The organism is Actinosynnema sp. NPDC059797 (genome assembly GCF_042732085.1).
Lineage (GTDB): Bacteria > Actinomycetota > Actinomycetes > Mycobacteriales > Pseudonocardiaceae > Actinosynnema.
On record NZ_JBHWIE010000046.1, the window covers coordinates 23,849 to 40,095 of the forward strand.

Consider the following 16,247-nt stretch of genomic DNA (forward strand, 5'->3'; position numbering starts at 1 on the left):
TGCAACGTCGTCGCGTGCGTACATGAGCACGTATAGTGCGGACCGCCACCCCGAACCCCGGCAGTGGAGGTCCGCGTGCTCGCCGTGCTCGCCCACAGCGCCTACCGCCGGCTGTTCACCGCGCAGGTGATCGCCCTGGTGGGCACCGGCCTGACCACCGTGGCGCTGGGCCTGCTCGCCTACGACCTGGCCGGCGCCGACGCGGGGGCCGTGCTCGGCACCGCGCTGGCGATCAAGATGGTGACCTACGTCGGCGTCGCGCCCCTCGCCGGCGCGCTGGCCGCCCGGCTGCCGCGCAAACCCCTGCTGATCGGCCTGGACCTGTTCCGCGCCGCCATCGCGGTGAGCCTGCCGTGGGTCGACCAGGTGTGGCAGGTATACGCATTGGTGTTCCTGCTGCAAGCCGCCTCGGCGGCGTTCACCCCGACCTTCCAGGCCACCATCCCCGAAATCCTGGTCGACGAGCGCGACTACACCCGCGCCCTGAGCCTGTCACGCCTGGCCTACGACCTGGAAAGCCTGCTCAGCCCCCTGCTCGCCGCCGCCGCGCTCACCCTGGTCACCTCCGGCACGCTGTTCGTCGGCACCGCGCTCGGCTTCACCGCCTCCGCGCTGCTCGTCCTCGCCGCGGCCCTTCCCGCCTCGCGCACCGCACCCGTCGCCGACCGCACCCTCGCCGCCACCACCCGGGGCGTCCGCGTCTACCTGGCCACCCCCAGGCTGCGCGGCCTGCTCGCGGTCCACCTGGCCGTCGCCGCCGCCGGGTCGGTGGTCCTGGTCAACACCGTCCCCTACGTGCGCGGCCCGCTCGGCCTGGGCGAGACCGCCGTGGCCGTCGCCCTGGCCGCCCACGGCCTCGGCTCGCTCACCGCGGCACTGGCCCTGCCGCGCGTCCTGGACCGCCACCGCGACCGCACCGTCATGCTCCGCGCCGGCGCCGGGCTCGCCGCCACCCTGCTGATCGCCGTCCCCGCGACCGCCCTGCTCGACACCAGTCGGTGGCCCGCCCTGCTGGTCCTGTGGGCCCTGTTGGGCATCGGCAGCTCCCTCGTGCTCACCCCCGGCGGCCGCCTGCTGCGCCGCTCCGCCCACCCCGACCACCTCCCGGCCGTGTTCGCCGCGGACTTCTCCCTCTCCCACGCGTGCTGGCTGCTCTGCTACCCCCTGGCCGGTTGGCTCGCCGCCGCCACGTCCATGTCGGTCGCGTTGGGCGTGCTGTGCGCCCTCACCGCCACCGCCGCGGTGGTGGCGACCCGCTGCTGGCCCGACGACGACCCCGAAGCGCTCCCGCACGACCACGGCCCCGACTGCGACCACCGGCACCTCGGCGACGCCGTCCTCGTCGGCGACCGCTGGCGCCACACCCACACCTACCGGATCGACGACCTGCACACCCGCTGGCCCGCGTGAACACCCCGGCCGAGGGGCTGTTCCCGCGCGCGGGGCACGTAGCATGAACCCGTGTCGGCCACCCCGTGGGATCACGAGCCCGGCTGGGTGCTGCTGTCCTACCGGCTCCCCCGGGAGCCGTCGACCCCGCGGATCTCGGTGTGGCGCAAGCTCAAGCGCCTGGGCGTGGCGCAGCTCGGCGACGGCCTGGTGGCGCTGCCCCACGACGCCCGCACCCGGGAGCAGCTGGAGTGGGTGGCCGAGGAGGTCGTCCAGGCCGGCGGCACCGCGGTGGTGTGGGTCGGCCGCCCCACGCAGGCCGCCGCCGAGCAGGACCTGGCGGCGGCGCTGACCGAGGCACGGGCCGCGGAGTACCGCGAGGTCCTCGCGGAGGCGACCGGGGCGCTCACGCTCGACCAGGCAGGCCGTCGGGCCGCGGCCAGGCGGCTGCGCCAGGAGCTGAACCGCATCCAGCGGCGCGACTACTTCCCGCCGCCCGAGCGCGACCGGGCCCGGGCGACGGTGGCGGAGTTGGCCGGCGACCGGCACCAGGACGTGGAGCAGCGGGTATGAGGTGGGCGACCCGGCGCGGGGTGCACATCGACCGGGCCGCGTGCGCGTGGCTGATCCGCCGGTTCGTCGACGCCGACGCCGAGTTCGTCTTCGTCGGCGACCCCGCCGAGGTGCCCGCCGACGCCACGCCGTTCGACATGCGCGGCGTCGACCTGACCCACCACGGCGACGACTGCACCTTCGAGACCGTCCTGCGCCGCTACGAGCTGGCCGACCCGGTGCTGTGGCGCATCGCCCAGGCCGTGCACGAGGCCGACCTGGAGGACGAGCTGTTCGACGCCCCCGAGGCGCGCGGCCTGGACGTGGTGCTGCGCGGTCTGTCGATGGTGCGCGGCGACGACGAGGTGCTGGCGATCACCGGTCCGGTGTTCGACGGCCTGTACGAGTACTTCCGCCGGGCGGTGCTGCTGGGCCGCGCCCCGTCCTGACCGCGGGCCGACGAGGGGACTACCGGCGCGCGGCGACGGGTCGCGCACCTGTGGTGATCGCGCGGAGGAGCCATTCCAGCGGTCCGTAGCGGTGGTTGCGGAGCCACAGCGCGCTGAGCGCGAGCTGGGCCGCGTAGATGCCGACGACGAGCCCGGCGACCGCGACGTAGGGCAGCTCGCCGATCAGGCCGAATCCGTACGCGGTGAAGACGACGCCCAGGACGACCGACTGCAGGACGTAGTTCGACAGCGCGACGCGGCCCGCCGGGGCGAACACGGCCGCGGCGCGGGTGTCGAACAGGCGCAGCAGTGCGGCGACGTACCCGCCGGTGAGCAGTGGGGCGGTGAGGGTGCCGACTCCGATCGCGAGGGTCTCGGCGGCGCTGCCGGGGTGGTTCACCGCGACGTAGGCGTAGAAACCGGCCCCCGCCAGCCCGATCGGCGCGCCGACGCGCAGCAGCCATGACCACAGTGTCCGGTGGCGCCAGGGGTCGGCGAGCACCTGCCGCTTCCCCGCCGCGAACCCGAGCAGGAACATCGCCAGGGCGCTGGGCGCCTGGACGAACGCGACGAGCCCGAGCGTGCCGGGCAGCTGTCGCAGGCGCTCGGCGACGACCGTCCCGGGGGTGCCCCGGTAGGCGGCCACCGTCTCGGAGACCTGCGCGGACAGCGCGGTGGTGTCGACCGGGGTGCGGGTGAGCACGTCGAGGACGCCCAGCAGGGTCCACAGCGCGCCACTGGCGAGGAGCAGGCCCACCGCCAGCCACACCGCGCGCCTCGGTGAGGTGCCGCGCAGCGCCAGCAGGACGAGGCCGAGCAGGGCGTAGGTGGTGAGGATGTCGCCGTGGAACAGCAGCACGGCGTGCGCGGCGCCGATGGCCGCGAGCCCGGCGTGCCGCCGCAGCATCCGCGGCCGGAAGGCCACGCCCGCGCGTGCGGCGGAGTCCATCTGCTGGGTGAAGCTGTAGCCGAAGAGGAAGGAGAACAGCAGGTAGAACTTGGTTTCGAAGAACATCGAGACGATCCACTGGACGGCCGGGTCGCGGGCCGGATCGGCGATGCCGGAGCCGTAGTAGCCGGTCGCGAAGGCCCACGCGTTGACGGCGAGGATGCCGAACAGCGCGAACCCGCGCAGCGCGTCCACCCGCACGAGGCGGGGTTGCTGGGACACAATCGTGCCTTTCTTAGATCGAGTAGTCGGTCTAATATTGAGGGCGCACGACTCGCGTCGTCAACCCCCTGGTTGAATCGGGCCCATGCGCACCGTCGACCCGGCCAAGCGCGAGGCGAAGCGGCTCCAGATCCTGGAGGCCGCGGCGCGGTGCTTCGCGCGCAAGGGGTTCGGCCAGACCCGCACCGCGGACATCTGCGCCGAGGCGGGGATGAGCCCGGGCAACCTGTTCTACTACTTCGGCAGCAAGCAGGACATCTTCGCCGCGGTCGTCGAACAGGACGGCGTCGACACCGGGGCGGTGTTCGCCGACCTGTCGGCCGCCGAGCCGTGGGACGCGCTGACCGGGTTCTTCGACCTGGTGGTCGACCTGGCCGCCGACGCGGACCACGCCCGGCTCGCCCTCGAGATCTCCGCCCAGGCGCACCGCGACGAGCGGATCGCGGCACTGGTCGCGGCCAACGACCGGTTGGTGCGGTCCGGCCTGGCCGACCTGGTCGCCCGCGCGACCGGGGCGGGCCGGATCGACCCCGGGCTGGACCCGGACACGACCGCCACCTGGCTCGCCACCCTGGTGGACGGCCTGTTCAACCGCGTCGCGGTGGACGCGGATTTCGCACCGAAGCGCGAACGGGAGGCGCTGCGGCTGGTGCTCACCCGGATCCTGCGCCCCGTGGGCCGCGTCGAACCCTGAGGTCCCGACGTCCGCTGCTCAGGCGAGGTCCTCGAAGGAGTCCTCTCCCGGGCGCCGGCACATCCACTGGTCGTCGGTGAAGCCGTCCAAGGTGGCGATCTCGGGGCCGGTCAGTTCGGCGGGTGTCGGGTGCAGGGACAGGACGCCGGTGTCGAGTTCGAGGCGCAGCCCCACGCCGACCGCCTCCTCGGTGGAGACCACGGTCGCGGCGATCAGGGACCTCAGCGCGTCCGCGTAACCCGGTCGACCGTCGGTGTACGTGCCGTGGGCGACCACGACCGTCGGCATGGCATCGCAGGTGAGGACCGGCAGATCCCCACCGGGGCAGTCGAACCGCAGCTGGACGTAGTCGTACACGAACTGCACCGAGCAGAGCCGGGCCCCGACCAGCCTGCCCAGCAACCCGTTCGCCACGTACCCGTGCACCGCCACACCTCCATCCCCCCGGACCGGCCCTCAGGGCCGGGCGTCGCGGGCCAGGGCGGCAGCGTCCGGGACGAACACCATGCGGGTCGCGCCCACGTGGTCGGGCATCGACTGCCAGGCGGGTGGCCAGCAGTGGTACCGACCGGGCTCCAGGACGACCGCGTCGTCGAACATGCGGGTGTAGCCGAGGTCGACCGTCACCTGTGCCGCGGGTGTGGTGCCGGCGTCGTGGAGGGTCATCACGTACTCGCTGGTGTGGTCGAAGGCGGCGTCCATGAAGTCGGCCCTCCCGGAAAAAGTCGCCTTCTGGAAGTGGACCGACCCCTTGAAGCGGACTCGTTCGAAGTCGGCGGTGTCGTGGAAGGTCGCTCCCCGGAACGTGGCGAACCCGCCGAAGGCGGCTCCCGGGTCGTCGACCTCCACGTCCCCGTGGTGCCGGCAGCCGCTGCCGAGGAGGTAGCGGTCACCGCCGAAGGTGGCGTGCGAGAACTCCGCTCGTTCGTGGAACTTCACACCGTAGAAGGTGACGTCACCGCCGAAACGCGCCCCGTCGAACCGCGCGACCGAGGTGAAGGTGCTCCCGGAGAACCTCGTCGTCCCGTGCAGGTCCGCGTCGGCGAAGTCGGCGAAGAGCACGCGGCAGTGACCCATGTCGAGGTCGACGAGCACGGCGTCCCTGAGGTCGACGGCGATCTCGCCCCAGAACGTCTCGGGGCGCTCCGGGGCGGTGGACGGCCACGACAGGTGCCGTCGGAGGACCGCCTGGGCGACACGGCGCACGTCCAGTTCCGCGTAGTCGTCGGCAGCCGTGCGGTGGCCGCCCGGGGTGATCGGGGAGGCCGTGTCCCGCGCGAGGGTGCGCGCTCGCCCCAGTGGGGGGCTGTAGGGCAGGCGGAGGTACGAGCAGACCTGGTCGACGACCATTTGTCGCAGGTCCGGATGACTCTGGGCGAGCCGTTCCAGGGCGTGCAGGCCCCCGATGCGCGTCGCGGTGTTCTCGGCGCCCAGCTGCTCACTGGCCCGCGTGGCCAACTCGGTGATCTGACGAGCCGCGGCGTCCTGCCGGGTCGCCTCGTCGGCGACGAGTTGGCGCTGGTGCTCGCGCTGGCTCAACCGCAGGCGGCTGGTCGTCAGGAAGACCGCGAAGGTCGCCAACACCGCGGCCGTGCTGCGCCACCCCGCGGTGAAGGCGTCGCGGTGCTCGGCCGTCGTGCTCCCCCGCAGCAGCACGGTCGGCGCCACTCCCGCCCCGAGACCCGCGAACAGCGCCGTCCACACCCACCGCCACGGGAACCGGCCGCTCTCCGGGCCGACCGGGGAGCGCCGCGAGGACCGGTCACGGTCGTTGCCGTGGCGGGACGAGGAGACCATGCCCCATCGTCCCGCCACGGCGCCGAGCCGCGTTCGGCGGCCGGTGGTGTCAGCGGCCGGCCGCCCCGGTGGGGGCCGGCTGCACCCGCTCGAACCGCACCTTGTTCAGCCACCCGGGGAGGTCGCTGAGCACGTACAGCTCGCCGTGCACGTCGGTGCCGATCGCGGTCGGCTGGGTCGGGAAGTGCCCGATCGCGGCGGACTCGTAGCTGCCGTCCAGCCTGGGGCGCACCGCGAACACCCGGGTCGAGCAGTAGTCGGCCGCGACGTAGGTCCCCCGCGCCTCCGGGGTCCGGCTCCCCCGGTACACCACGCCGCCGGTCACCGAGCAGTTGTCGTTGAAGTGGTCGTACTCGAAGACCGGGTCGGTGTACTTCCCGCCCGCCCGGCACTGCTGCGGGTCGAACACCGGGGTGCCCTCGCGGCAGGACCAGCCGAGGTTCGCGCCGCCCTGCCACGGGCGGATGTGGTTGACCTCCTCGATCAGGCCCTGGCCGACGTCGCCGATCCACAGCGAGCCGTCGGCCGGGTCGACGGAGAACCGCCACGGGTTGCGCAGCCCGTAGAGCCAGATCTCCGGCCGCGCGCCCGGCACGCGGACGAACGGGTTGTTGGACGGCACGCAGTAGGGCTTCGGTCCGCAGGCGCGGTTGACGTCGATCCGCACGATCTTGCCGAGCAGGGTGCCGAGGTCCTGGCCGGCCTTGAACGGGTCGTTCGTGTGGCCGCCGTCGCCGAGGGACCAGTAGAGGTAGCCGTCGCGGCCGAACGCCACCTGCCCGCCGTTGTGGTTGCCGTACTCGGCGTGCGGCTGGGTGAGCAGCACCTGCAACCGGTCGGGGGCGCCGAGGGGCACCCGCGCCAGGGTCAGCTCACCGGCGGGCAGGCTCGTGTACGCCACGTAGAGCAGCCCGGTCCGGGCGAAGTTCGGCGCGGGCGTGATGCCGAGGAGGCCGCGCTCGTTGTCCGACGGGTCGATCCGGTCGGTCAGGTCGAGCACCGGTTCGGCCGCCAGGCCGGTGTCGGGGTGGTAGGCGCGGACGGTGCCCTCCTTCTCCGCGATCAGCATCCGGCCGTCGGGCAGCCCGGTGATCGCGATGGGGCGCCGCAGGCCGAACGCCACCTGTTCGGACACCACGGTCAGCTCGGCGACCGGCACGGCTCGGGTGTGGGGTGCGCCGGCCGCGTCCGCGGCCGCGCCGCCTGTCAACGACGGGGGCAGCAGGAACGCGGCCAGGGCCAGGACGAGCAGGACGGCGGGCAGGGTGATGGGGCGACAACGTCGTCGCAGCATGATTCGGCTCCTCGAGCAGGGTGCGGGACACTTTCTGGGAGCGCTCCCAAACCTACCGTGACTTCCTGGTGACATCCAGTCACCACCCCGGACCTCCTCCGGTCGGACGAGTGCCGTACCGGCACCCAGGGCTCAACCCGTTGCCCGGGTTCGGGGTCCGGGTCACCCTCGTTCCGCCGGTGGTCGGCCCGGGACCGGGATCCCACCTCATAGCCCCAGTGCTCGTAGGAGAGCACCTCCACGTCGCCGATCAGCACCCGCAACCGCCCCGGCACATTGGTCCACACCGTGACTAATCCGTTGTCCGGCCAGGTCCCGGTGGCCTGCCGACGTCCGTTCGGCTCGGCAGGGTCGACACCCAGCATCGCCGCAGCGCCGGGCGAAGGCACCGGGAGCTCGGCCAGGGTCCCCGGTCGCGGCGGGAACAGGTAGTCCTCCACCGACACGGCCTCGCCGAGGGCCGGCGCGAACACGGCGCCGTCCGGCACGAGCAGCAACGACCGCGGCGGTTGGCGCGGGGACGCGTCCCCGCGCACACCACCCCCGCCACGACCAGCAGCAGCGACACCACGCCGGTGAGCGCTCGGCGCAGCCGTGCGGCGCGGACCCTGGATCGGACCCGGACAGCCGCGCCGCGTGAGAGGTGTCGCCGGGCGACTCCGACCGTGACCGCAGCACCTCGGCGAGATCGGTCAGGTTCATCACCGGCCCTCTTCCCAGGCGATCGTGTCGTCCAACCGCAGCCGTGCGATGGCGCGGCCGGTCTGGCTCTTGACCGTGCCGATCGAGCAGCCCAGTGCGGCGGCGGCCCGGGCCTCGGTCAGGTCCTCGTAGAACCGGAGCACCAGCACGACTCGTTGACGTCGGGGCAGCCTGCCCAACGCCTGCCACAGCCGCTCCCGCTCGTCCACCGCCGCCTGCGGCGCCGTCATCCCGGTCTCCGGCAACCGGTCCGTCGGCTGCTCACCCCGCCGGCGGCGCCGCCACCGAGTGGCACAGGTGTTGACGATGACCTTGCGCACGCAGGGATCGGTCGAAGAAGAGCATTGTTCACACCCTTTCCGACACCCGGCCCGGTTCGAGCGTTCGTCGGCTTTTCGGGTGCGGGAACACGTAGCGAAAAGCTTCCGCTCCACGGAAAACCGAATTTCGATCGCACTGGAGGCGTCCACCCGTAACCCTTTCCCGGACCTGACGCACCCTCACAAAAACAGAGCGTCGCCGCAGGCCGAACGGCATACAGGTAGCAAAAGCAGTGGGCAACCCTTCATTTCCGCACAGCGGAAACGCATTGGCCGGGAATACTCCCGCACAAGCATTCGAAAGTTTTTCGCATAATTGGCGCGAGAAATCGCCTGAATGGGGGAATCGGCTTGCCGGTCCTGTGTCTAGATTTGCGGCGCACCACCGACGGGAGAGGCACCACCCGGTGAGCGATCGCCAGCGAAAGGCCCGTGGAAGGTCGTGACCTCCCGTCCGGACATCCGCTCTTCCCCCTCAGGAGACGTACCCATGGCTCGAAGTGTCGGCTCATCGGCACGGAAGATCGTCGGCGCGCTGTCGGCCGTCTTGCTGCTCGCTGCGGCGTCCGGTTGCGGCGTGCTCGGCGGCGGGGAGGCCGCCGGTCCCCCGACGCCGGGCCGGGCGGAGAAGAGCAAGGTCCGGATCGGCCTGCTCCCCCTGATCGACGTCGCACCGGTCCACATCGCGATCAGGAAGGGTTACTTCGCGCAGGAGGGCCTGGAGGTCGAGACGATCTCCATCCAGGGCGGTGCCGCGGCCATCCCCGGCCTGGTCAAGGGCGAACTCGACGTCACCTTCGGCAACTGGGTGTCGTTCTTCGCCGCCGAGTCCAAGGGCGCCGCCAAGGACGTCGGCGGGCTGAAGCTGATCATGGACGGCTACCAGGCCAGGCCGGACATGTTCCTGATCCTGGCCAAGGCCGACTCCGACATCGAGTCCCCGCGCGACATGGTCGGCAAGACGCTCGGGATCAACACCTTCAACAACATCGCCGAGCTGACCGCGCGGGCCACCCTGGAGGCCAACAACGTCGATCCGGCGACGGTGAAGTTCAAGGAGGTGCCCATGCCCGACATGGAGGCCGCCGTCGAGAGCGGCCTGGTCGACGCCGCCTTCTCCAGCGAACCGTTCATCACCAGGGCGCAGCGCAACTCCGGCCAGATCCCCGTCATGGACGCGGCCTCCGGGCCCACCGACAGCATCCCGATCGCCGGCTACGGCACCACCGGCACGTTCCTCCGGGACAACCCCCGCACCATCGCCGCCTTCCAGCGCGCCCTGGTCAAGGGGCAGCGGGACGCGAGCGACCACACCATGGTGCGGCAACTGCTGCCCGACTACGCCAAGGTCGAGCCGGACACCGCCGCCCTGGTCCACTTCGGTGAGTACCCCACCACGCTCGACACCACCCGCCTCCAGCGCGTCGCCGACCTGATGCGGACCTACGGCCTGCTGGCCGACGACTTCGACGTCAAGCCGATGCTGGCGCCGATGTCGGGCACCTGACGGAGATCTCCCCGCGTCGGCTCGTGCCGTCGACCCGGTCGCGGCGGCGGCAGTGGCGCGCGTCGGCGTCCTCCCGAGGTCCGGGCTGTTCGGCGGCCCCGTCCTCGCGCCGGCGCCGATCGCCGTCCTGATCTTCACCGCGGCGGGCATCGCTCCGTTCACCGCGGCCCGCGTGGTGCCCGCACCGGTTTCGGCCTCGTCGTGCTCGACTTCCTGCTCCCCCGCACGCCGTGGTCGAGGGGACGTGCCCCGGTGGTCCAGTTGATGCCGCCGAACTTCCGAGCCGTCGGCCACAGGCGCGTGGGATGGAGCTGAACGCCCGAACGGAATAGCACGAAGGGCGGATGGAGCCGGCGTCGGGAGCCGGTGAGGTGCTGGAGCGCGACCGGCTCACCCCGGACCGTGCACTCGCCCGACTCGGGGTCCAGGGTGAGGCTGCCGTGGCCGAGCAACCGGGGTCGGGGCACGGCGCCGCGGCGGGCCAGGGCGCGCAGCCGGGCGACCAAGACCACGAACGAGAAGGGCTTGTGCAGGTAGTCGTCGGCACCGACGTCCAGCCCGTCCGCCTCGTCGTACTCGCCGTCCTTGGCGGTGAGCATCAGGATCGGCGTCCAGACCTCCTCCGCGCGCAGCCGCGCCGACGATCCTCTCGCCATGGTGAGCGGGTTCACCCCGGCACAGGAGCATTGGACGGAGCTGAGCAGACGAGCGGGGCGGTCAGAAGCCGAGGGGGTGGGCGGAGAGCCAGTCGGTGTGGCGGCGCTTCAGGGCGTCGCGATCGGCGCTCGTGGGCAGCAGGACGTCGGCGCCCCCGTCGTAGGGGTGGTGGATCCGGTCGAAGGACGGGCTGGTGATCATCACCCCGGCGGTGACGTCGTCGGCCACGGCGCGGAGCAGGTCGTCCACGGCGCCCGGTCGCCAGGGCGCGCGGCTGACGTACAGGTGGGTGTGGATGATGAAGTCCGGGTCCGTTTCGCCCTCGTCGGTGCGCACGGAGGTCCAGTGGCGGGCCCCGGGGTGCAGGTGCGCGTGACGCGTCGGTCGGGGCGCGGGGTCGGTCGACCAGTCGGTCGTGACGACCAGGACCTCCTGCCCGTGGAACAGTTCGTCCAGGACCGAGTTGTAGCGGTGGAGCGCGGTGGCGTACTCGGCCTCGTCGTCGGGGTAGCGCTTGGCTCCGGGCAGGCTGTGGAAGCGCACCCACCGGTCGCGGTGGGCGTGCTTCAGGGTGTGGGCCAGTGGGAGGCAGTCGGGCCACTGCCGCCGCCACGACACCGACAGGGGGTCATCGGACACGCGGTCATCTTCCCCTGCGCGTTGTGAACCGGACTGCCCCGTGAGCCGATAGCGGCCGAACGGTTCGCCGGGGTCACCGATCGGCCTAGCGGGTCGAGCCGTTCGCCTCGCGGTGAGATGCCCGCCCTCCCCCGCCCGGCGAACCCCCGAACGATTTCCGGTTCGGCTTGAACGGACGGTGGGGCTGTCTCGTTCAGACCGGGTGACCACGCCCGGCTACGAGAGGTGCGCTCCCCGTGAGAGCCATGACCGAGCCCTCCGCTGTGCAATGCCTGCCCCCGGACGACCGCCCGCTGTTCCGGCGATTCGGCCGGGGCCCGGACGTCACCCCGCCGTTCCACCGGATACATCACGCCTTCGAGCACCACGCGAGGCGTTCGCCCCACGCTCGGGCGGTCGAGCACGAGGGCCGCCACGTCACCTACGGCGAACTCGACCACCGCGCGAACGTCGTGGCGGCCTCGCTCCTCGACGCGGGCGTGCGACCCGGTGACCACGTCGGGGTGTTCCTGACCCGGTCGATCCCCATGGTGGTCGGCATCCTGGCGGTGCTGAAGGTCGGCGCGGCGTACGTGCCGCAGGACATCCGGATCACCCCGCCGCACCACCTCGACCACGTGGTGCGCACGGCGGGCATCCGGGTCGTCCTGACCACGAGCGAACACAGCCCCGCCGCCCCCACCGTGCTGGACCTCGACACCCTCCCGGACCGCCGCGTCGGCGCGCCCGACGCCGGCGGGGGCGACACGGCCGTCGTCATCTTCACCTCCGGCACGACCGGCGTGCCCAACGGCGTCCGCGTCACGCACGCGAACCTGTGCAACGTGCTGCTCACCGAACCCGGCTCGCTGGGCATCGGGCCGGGCGACCGGGTCGCGCAGCTGCTCAACATCGCGTTCGACATGGCGGTGTGGGAGGTCTTCGGCGCGCTCGCCCACGGCGCGACGTGCGTCATCCGCGGGCGGGACGTGGCCCGTGCGGCGAGCACCGCCACGGTCCTCATCGCCACGCCCGGTGTGCTGTCCACTGTGGACCCCGAGCGGTGCCGGCGGGTGCGCGTGGTGGCCGTCGCGGGCGAGCGCTGCCCCAAGCCCCTGGCCGACGCCTGGGCGTCCCGCGCGGTGTTCCACAACGCCTGCGGCCCCACGGAGGTCACGATCGTCAACACCGTGCAGCGCTACGACCCGCGCGTCGGCGCGCTGACCATCGGCCGCCCGGTGCCGAACACCACCGTCTACGTGCTCGACCAGGACCTGCGCCCGTGCCGCATCGGCGAGGTCGGCGAGATGTGGGCGGGTGGCGCGTGCGTCACGGCGGGCTACCTGGGCAATGACGTGCTGACCGCCCAGCGCTACCGCCCCGACCCCTTCCTCGGCGGCGACCACCTCATGTTCCGCACCCGCGACCTGGGCCGCTGGACCCCCGAGGGCGAGCTGGAGCACCACGGCCGCACCGACGACCAGGTCAAGGTGCGCGGCTTCCGGGTCGAGCTGGACGCGGTCACCTCCGCCCTGGAGACGACCCCCGGCTGCGCCCGCGCGACGACCGTCCTGCACGACGGCAGGCTGATCGGGTTCGTCAGCCCCGCCACCGTGGAGCCGGGCGCCGCCACCGACGCGGTGGCGCGGGCCCTGCCGTACTACTGCGTGCCGTCGTCGGTGCTCGCGGTGGACGCCCTGCCGCTGACCGAGCGCGGCAAGGTGGACCGGGCCGCGCTGTCGTCGCTGGTGCCGGTCGCATGACCACCACGCGCGCCGGCTCGCCGTCGGCCCGGCTGCGGTCGCGGTTGCGGCGGCGGCCGTTCACCCACCACAACCGGCTCGCCGCCGCGGTGGTCGCGGTCAACGCGGTCGCGGCGTTCGGCATGGGTCACGGGCAGGCGCTTTCCGGGCAGGTGCTTTCCGGGCAGGCGCTGTCCGACCTGGTCCTGGCCAACGTCGCCCTGGCCGTCCTGATCCGCCAGCAGCACGTGGTCAACCTGCTGTTCCGGCTCGCGACCAGCGCGCCGACCACGTGGCCGCTGGGCGTCCGCTGGGCGTTGGGCAAGGTCTACCACTTCGGCGGGCTGCACGTGGGCGCGGCGGTGTGCGCCACCGCCTGGTTCGCGGTGCTGGCCTGGGTCCTGGCCGAACCGCTGACGTGGGCGATCCTCGCCCTGCTGGTCGGGATGGTCGTGTCCGCCGTGCCGCGCCTGCGGGCGCGGTGGCACGACGCGTTCGAGCGCGTGCACCGGTTCGCCGGCTGGACCGTGCTCGTGCTGTTCGCGGTCCACTCCTGCGGGCAGCCGGGGTTCGTCGGCTCGTGGTCGTCCTGGGTGTTCCTGCTGGTGGTGGTCAGCGTCGCGCTGCCGTGGACGCGGCTGCGCCGGGTGCCGGTGCGGATCGTCCGGCCGTCGGGGCACGTCGCGCTGCTCTCGTTCGACCACGGCGTGACGCCGTTCGCCGGGTCGTCCACGGCGGTGAGCCGCCACCCGCTGCTGGAGTGGCACTCGTTCGCCAACGTGCCGACGCCCGGCCGCAGCGGGTTCCGGCTGACCGTCTCCCGCGCGGGCGACTGGACCGGCGCGCTGATCGACGACCTGCCGACGCACCTGTGGGTCAAGGGCGTGCCCACCGCGGGCGTCGGGAACATCGACAAGCTGTTCACCGGGGTCGTGTGGGTGGCCACCGGCAGCGGCATCGGGCCGTGCCTGCCCCACCTGCTCGCGCGCGGCACGCCGGCGCGCCTGGTGTGGTCCACCCGCTCGCCCCGCGAGACCTACGGCGACGACCTGGTGGACGAGATCCTGGCCGCGCAGCCGGACGCCCTGGTCTGGGACACCGCCCGGGACGGCAAGCCGGACCTGGTCGACCTGGCGCTGCGCGCGCACCGGGAGTTCGGCGCGGAGGCCGTGATCTGCATCTCGAACAAGAGGACGACCTGGCAGGTCGTGGAGGGGTTGGAGGCGCGGGGCGTGCCCGCGTTCGGCGCGATCTGGGACTCGTGAGGGGACTTCCGTGGACTACTCGACCTTGCTCATCGGAGAACGGGACGGCGTCACGACGATCACCGTGTCCCGGCCGGCGGCGCGCAACGCGCTGTCCGCGCGGGTCCTCGCCGAACTCGACCACTTCCTGTCCGCGCTCCTCCCCGGGTCCGCCGGGCGCGCCCCGGCCGGGATCGTCCTCACCGGGGCGCCCGGACCCGCGTTCGTCGCGGGCGCCGACATCCGCGAGATGGCCTCGATGACGCCGGCCGAGGGCGCGCGGTTCGGCGCGCTCGGCCAGCGGGTCACCCGGCTGCTGGAGGCGGTGCCCTGCCCGGTCGTCGCGTGCGTGGACGGCTACGCGCTGGGCGGTGGCTGCGAGGTCGTGCTGGCCTGCGACTTCGCCTACGCCACCCGGCGCTCGGTGTTCGGCCAGCCGGAGGTGGCGCTGGGCCTGGTGCCCGGTTTCGGCGGGTGCGTCCGGCTGCAACGCCTGGTCGGTCCCGCGGTCGCCCGCGAGCTGATCTACACCGGCAGGCACGTCGACGCGCCGGAGGCGCTGCGGCTCGGGCTGGTCAACGCCGTGTTCGACGACCGGGACGGGATGCTGGCCGCCGCGCGCGCGGCGCTCGGCCGGGTCGCGGCCAACTCGGCGACGGCGGTGTCCCTGGCCAAGGCCGCGGTGAACGCCGCGGCGGGCCGGACCGTCGCCGCCGGGCTGGCCGCCGAGCTGGCCGCGTTCCACGAGGCGTTCACCACCGCCGACATGCGCGAGGGGACCTCGGCCTTCCTCGCCAAGCGACGGCCCGCCTTCCCCGGCGGACCCGGCACGGCCGAGCCGGCCCGGGAACCGCTGCTCCGCGACTAGCCGAGGAGGTGCGCGATCAACGACAGTCACATCGCCCTGCTGCGCTCCCTCCACGACGAGCACGCGCCCGCCCTGTGGCGGTACGTGCGCCGGTTGACCGGGGACGACGAGCTGTCCAGCGACGTGGTGCAGGAGGCGCTGCTGCGCGCCTGGCGCAACCCCAAGGTGCTCGAACAGGGTGGGGCGGCGGCTCGCGCGTGGCTCTACACGGTGGCGCGCAACGTGGTGATCGACGAACGCCGCAGCGCCCGCGCCCGCTGGGAGGTCGGGTCGGAGGGGGTGCCCGATCGGGCGCGCTCCGACCCGACCGACTCGGCCCTGGACTCGTGGCTGGTCGCCGACGTGCTCACGCGGTTGACGCCGGAGCACCGCGCGGTGATCGTGCGTTCGTACTACATGGGCCAGTCCGTCGCCGAGCTGGCCGCCGCGCTGGACCTGCCGGAGGGGACCGTGAAGTCCCGGCTGCACTATGGTCTGCGGGCGCTGCGGCTGGCGCTGGAGGAGAAGGGGGTCACCGGACGGTGAGCACGCCAGTCGATCCGTACCGGGACTGGGGTGCCGCGTACGTCCTGGGCTCGCTGTCGCCCGCCGAGCGGCGCGAGTTCGAGGGGCACCTGCCCGGCTGCGAGGCCTGCTCGGGCGACGTGGCCTCGTTCGCGGGCGTCCCCGGCATCCTCTCGGCGGTGCCCCGGGACCGGGCCCTCGACCTGCTGGGGCCCGACGTCGGCGAACCGCCCGCCGCGGTGCTCGCCGGGCTGGTCGCGGCCGAGCGGTCGCGCCGGCGGCGAGCCCGGTGGCTGGTGGCCGCGGCGCTGGTCGGCGCGGTGCTGCTGGGGTGGGGGGTCGCGTCGGCCGGGCGACCGCCCGCCCCCGACGCGTCGGCGACCTCGGCCGCGCCGTCACCCGCCCCCGGCGTGGAGCTGGCCCAGACCGTGCCCAGCCCGGTGACGGCCAGCGCGCGGCTGGTGGCCGAGCCGTGGGGCACCCGGATCGAGGTGCGGTGCTCCTACGCCGAGCCCGACGGCCCGCCGACGCCGGTGTTCGCCTACGCCCTGCACGTCGTCACGGCCGACGGCGCCTCGACGCGGGTGGCCACCTGGACGGCGGGCCCCGGTTCCACCACCCTGCCGATCGCGACCACCCGGCTGCTCCGCTCCGAGATCACCGGCGTCGAGATCAGGCTGGCGCACAACGACGCGGTCCTGCTGCGCGTCGACCTGTGACGCCCGGGTCCGCGGCCGGC

16 protein-coding genes and 1 pseudogene are annotated in these 16,247 nt (G+C 73.1%); 10 read left to right on the forward strand and 7 right to left on the reverse strand.

What is annotated here, in order from left to right; translation table 11 throughout:
• Positions 1-75 precede the first annotated feature (75 nt).
• Genes ACFV4N_RS14895 through ACFV4N_RS14905 form a run of 3 tightly spaced genes read left to right on the forward strand, consistent with a single transcriptional unit; the run spans position 76 to position 2,390 of the window.
• Positions 76-1,410 (forward strand): MFS transporter, encoded by a 1,335-nt coding sequence (locus tag ACFV4N_RS14895; RefSeq protein ID WP_499673065.1) that lies wholly within the window; start codon positions 76-78, stop codon positions 1,408-1,410.
• Between the two features lie 51 nt (positions 1,411-1,461).
• Positions 1,462-1,962 carry a Chromate resistance protein ChrB gene (locus tag ACFV4N_RS14900; RefSeq protein WP_499673066.1) on the forward strand — a complete coding sequence of 167 codons (501 nt, stop codon included), beginning with the start codon at positions 1,462-1,464 and terminating at the stop codon, positions 1,960-1,962.
• On the forward strand, positions 1,959-2,390 hold the full coding sequence (locus ACFV4N_RS14905) for a chromate resistance protein ChrB domain-containing protein (protein WP_499673067.1): 432 nt from the start codon (positions 1,959-1,961) through the stop codon (positions 2,388-2,390). The genes ACFV4N_RS14900 and ACFV4N_RS14905 overlap by 4 nt, the downstream gene beginning before the upstream one ends.
• A gap of 19 nt (positions 2,391-2,409) precedes the next feature.
• Here ACFV4N_RS14905 and ACFV4N_RS14910 read toward each other — a convergent pair whose 3' ends face one another.
• Positions 2,410-3,561 carry a DUF418 domain-containing protein gene (locus tag ACFV4N_RS14910; protein ID WP_499673068.1) on the reverse strand — a complete coding sequence of 384 codons (1,152 nt, stop codon included), beginning with the start codon at positions 3,559-3,561 and terminating at the stop codon, positions 2,410-2,412.
• 85 nt (positions 3,562-3,646) lie between these two features.
• Between ACFV4N_RS14910 and ACFV4N_RS14915 the strand changes: the two genes are divergently transcribed.
• A complete protein-coding gene (locus ACFV4N_RS14915; protein ID WP_499673069.1) occupies positions 3,647-4,255 on the forward strand; it encodes a TetR/AcrR family transcriptional regulator in 609 nt (202 codons plus the stop codon).
• An 18-nt stretch (positions 4,256-4,273) separates the two neighbouring features.
• Here the strand turns inward: ACFV4N_RS14915 and ACFV4N_RS14920 are convergent, their stop codons facing one another.
• The 4 genes from ACFV4N_RS14920 to ACFV4N_RS14935 all read right to left on the reverse strand — a co-directional run bounded on the left by ACFV4N_RS14920 (position 4,274) and on the right by ACFV4N_RS14935 (position 8,518).
• The gene (locus ACFV4N_RS14920) at positions 4,274-4,681 is read right to left on the reverse strand and encodes a hypothetical protein (RefSeq protein WP_499673070.1); all 408 of its coding nucleotides are present in this window, start codon (positions 4,679-4,681) and stop codon (positions 4,274-4,276) included.
• Positions 4,682-4,711: 30 nt separating this feature from the next.
• Complete coding sequence (locus ACFV4N_RS14925) at positions 4,712-6,052, reverse strand: pentapeptide repeat-containing protein (protein WP_499673071.1); 1,341 nt, start codon at positions 6,050-6,052, stop codon at positions 4,712-4,714.
• Positions 6,053-6,101: 49 nt separating this feature from the next.
• A complete protein-coding gene (locus ACFV4N_RS14930) occupies positions 6,102-7,346 on the reverse strand; it encodes a PQQ-dependent sugar dehydrogenase (protein ID WP_499673072.1) in 1,245 nt (414 codons plus the stop codon).
• A 701-nt stretch (positions 7,347-8,047) separates the two neighbouring features.
• Complete coding sequence (locus tag ACFV4N_RS14935) at positions 8,048-8,518, reverse strand: sigma-70 family RNA polymerase sigma factor (protein ID WP_499673073.1); 471 nt, start codon at positions 8,516-8,518, stop codon at positions 8,048-8,050.
• A gap of 340 nt (positions 8,519-8,858) precedes the next feature.
• Between ACFV4N_RS14935 and ACFV4N_RS14940 the strand changes: the two genes are divergently transcribed.
• Complete coding sequence (locus ACFV4N_RS14940; RefSeq protein ID WP_499673074.1) at positions 8,859-9,875, forward strand: ABC transporter substrate-binding protein; 1,017 nt, start codon at positions 8,859-8,861, stop codon at positions 9,873-9,875.
• A gap of 413 nt (positions 9,876-10,288) precedes the next feature.
• Here the strand turns inward: ACFV4N_RS14940 and ACFV4N_RS14945 are convergent.
• Positions 10,289-10,510: pseudogene (locus ACFV4N_RS14945) on the reverse strand (response regulator); the annotation flags it as partial.
• A gap of 82 nt (positions 10,511-10,592) precedes the next feature.
• Positions 10,593-11,171 (reverse strand): DUF3885 domain-containing protein, encoded by a 579-nt coding sequence (locus ACFV4N_RS14950; RefSeq protein ID WP_499673075.1) that lies wholly within the window; start codon positions 11,169-11,171, stop codon positions 10,593-10,595.
• A gap of 245 nt (positions 11,172-11,416) precedes the next feature.
• Between ACFV4N_RS14950 and ACFV4N_RS14955 the strand changes: the two genes are divergently transcribed.
• Genes ACFV4N_RS14955 through ACFV4N_RS14975 form a run of 5 tightly spaced genes read left to right on the forward strand, consistent with a single transcriptional unit; the run spans position 11,417 to position 16,227 of the window.
• Positions 11,417-12,913, forward strand: a complete 1,497-nt coding sequence (locus ACFV4N_RS14955; RefSeq protein WP_499673080.1) for an amino acid adenylation domain-containing protein — start codon at positions 11,417-11,419, stop codon at positions 12,911-12,913.
• Positions 12,910-14,157 (forward strand): FNR domain-containing protein, encoded by a 1,248-nt coding sequence (locus tag ACFV4N_RS14960; RefSeq protein WP_499673076.1) that lies wholly within the window; start codon positions 12,910-12,912, stop codon positions 14,155-14,157. The genes ACFV4N_RS14955 and ACFV4N_RS14960 overlap by 4 nt, the downstream gene beginning before the upstream one ends.
• Before the next feature lie 10 nt (positions 14,158-14,167).
• Positions 14,168-15,004, forward strand: coding sequence for an enoyl-CoA hydratase-related protein (locus ACFV4N_RS14965; RefSeq protein ID WP_499673077.1), 837 nt, complete (start codon positions 14,168-14,170; stop codon positions 15,002-15,004).
• 15 nt (positions 15,005-15,019) lie between these two features.
• Positions 15,020-15,529 carry a sigma-70 family RNA polymerase sigma factor gene (locus ACFV4N_RS14970; RefSeq protein WP_499673081.1) on the forward strand — a complete coding sequence of 170 codons (510 nt, stop codon included), beginning with the start codon at positions 15,020-15,022 and terminating at the stop codon, positions 15,527-15,529.
• Positions 15,526-16,227 (forward strand): zf-HC2 domain-containing protein, encoded by a 702-nt coding sequence (locus ACFV4N_RS14975; protein WP_499673078.1) that lies wholly within the window; start codon positions 15,526-15,528, stop codon positions 16,225-16,227. Before ACFV4N_RS14970 ends, ACFV4N_RS14975 begins: the two co-directional genes overlap by 4 nt.
• Positions 16,228-16,247 lie beyond the last annotated feature (20 nt).

Bases quoted from the DNA above. Each gene is read 5' to 3' on its own strand.
- ACFV4N_RS14955 (WP_499673080.1), top strand. From the start codon at position 11,417: ATGACCGAGCCCTCCGCTGTGCAATGCCTGCCCCCGGACGACCGCCCG.
- ACFV4N_RS14915 (WP_499673069.1), top strand. From the start codon at position 3,647: ATGCGCACCGTCGACCCGGCCAAGCGCGAGGCGAAGCGGCTCCAGATC.
- ACFV4N_RS14925 (WP_499673071.1), bottom strand. From the start codon at position 6,052: ATGGTCTCCTCGTCCCGCCACGGCAACGACCGTGACCGGTCCTCGCGG.
- ACFV4N_RS14960 (WP_499673076.1), top strand. From the start codon at position 12,910: ATGACCACCACGCGCGCCGGCTCGCCGTCGGCCCGGCTGCGGTCGCGG.
- ACFV4N_RS14930 (WP_499673072.1), bottom strand. From the start codon at position 7,346: ATGCTGCGACGACGTTGTCGCCCCATCACCCTGCCCGCCGTCCTGCTC.
- ACFV4N_RS14905 (WP_499673067.1), top strand. From the start codon at position 1,959: ATGAGGTGGGCGACCCGGCGCGGGGTGCACATCGACCGGGCCGCGTGC.
- ACFV4N_RS14940 (WP_499673074.1), top strand. From the start codon at position 8,859: ATGGCTCGAAGTGTCGGCTCATCGGCACGGAAGATCGTCGGCGCGCTG.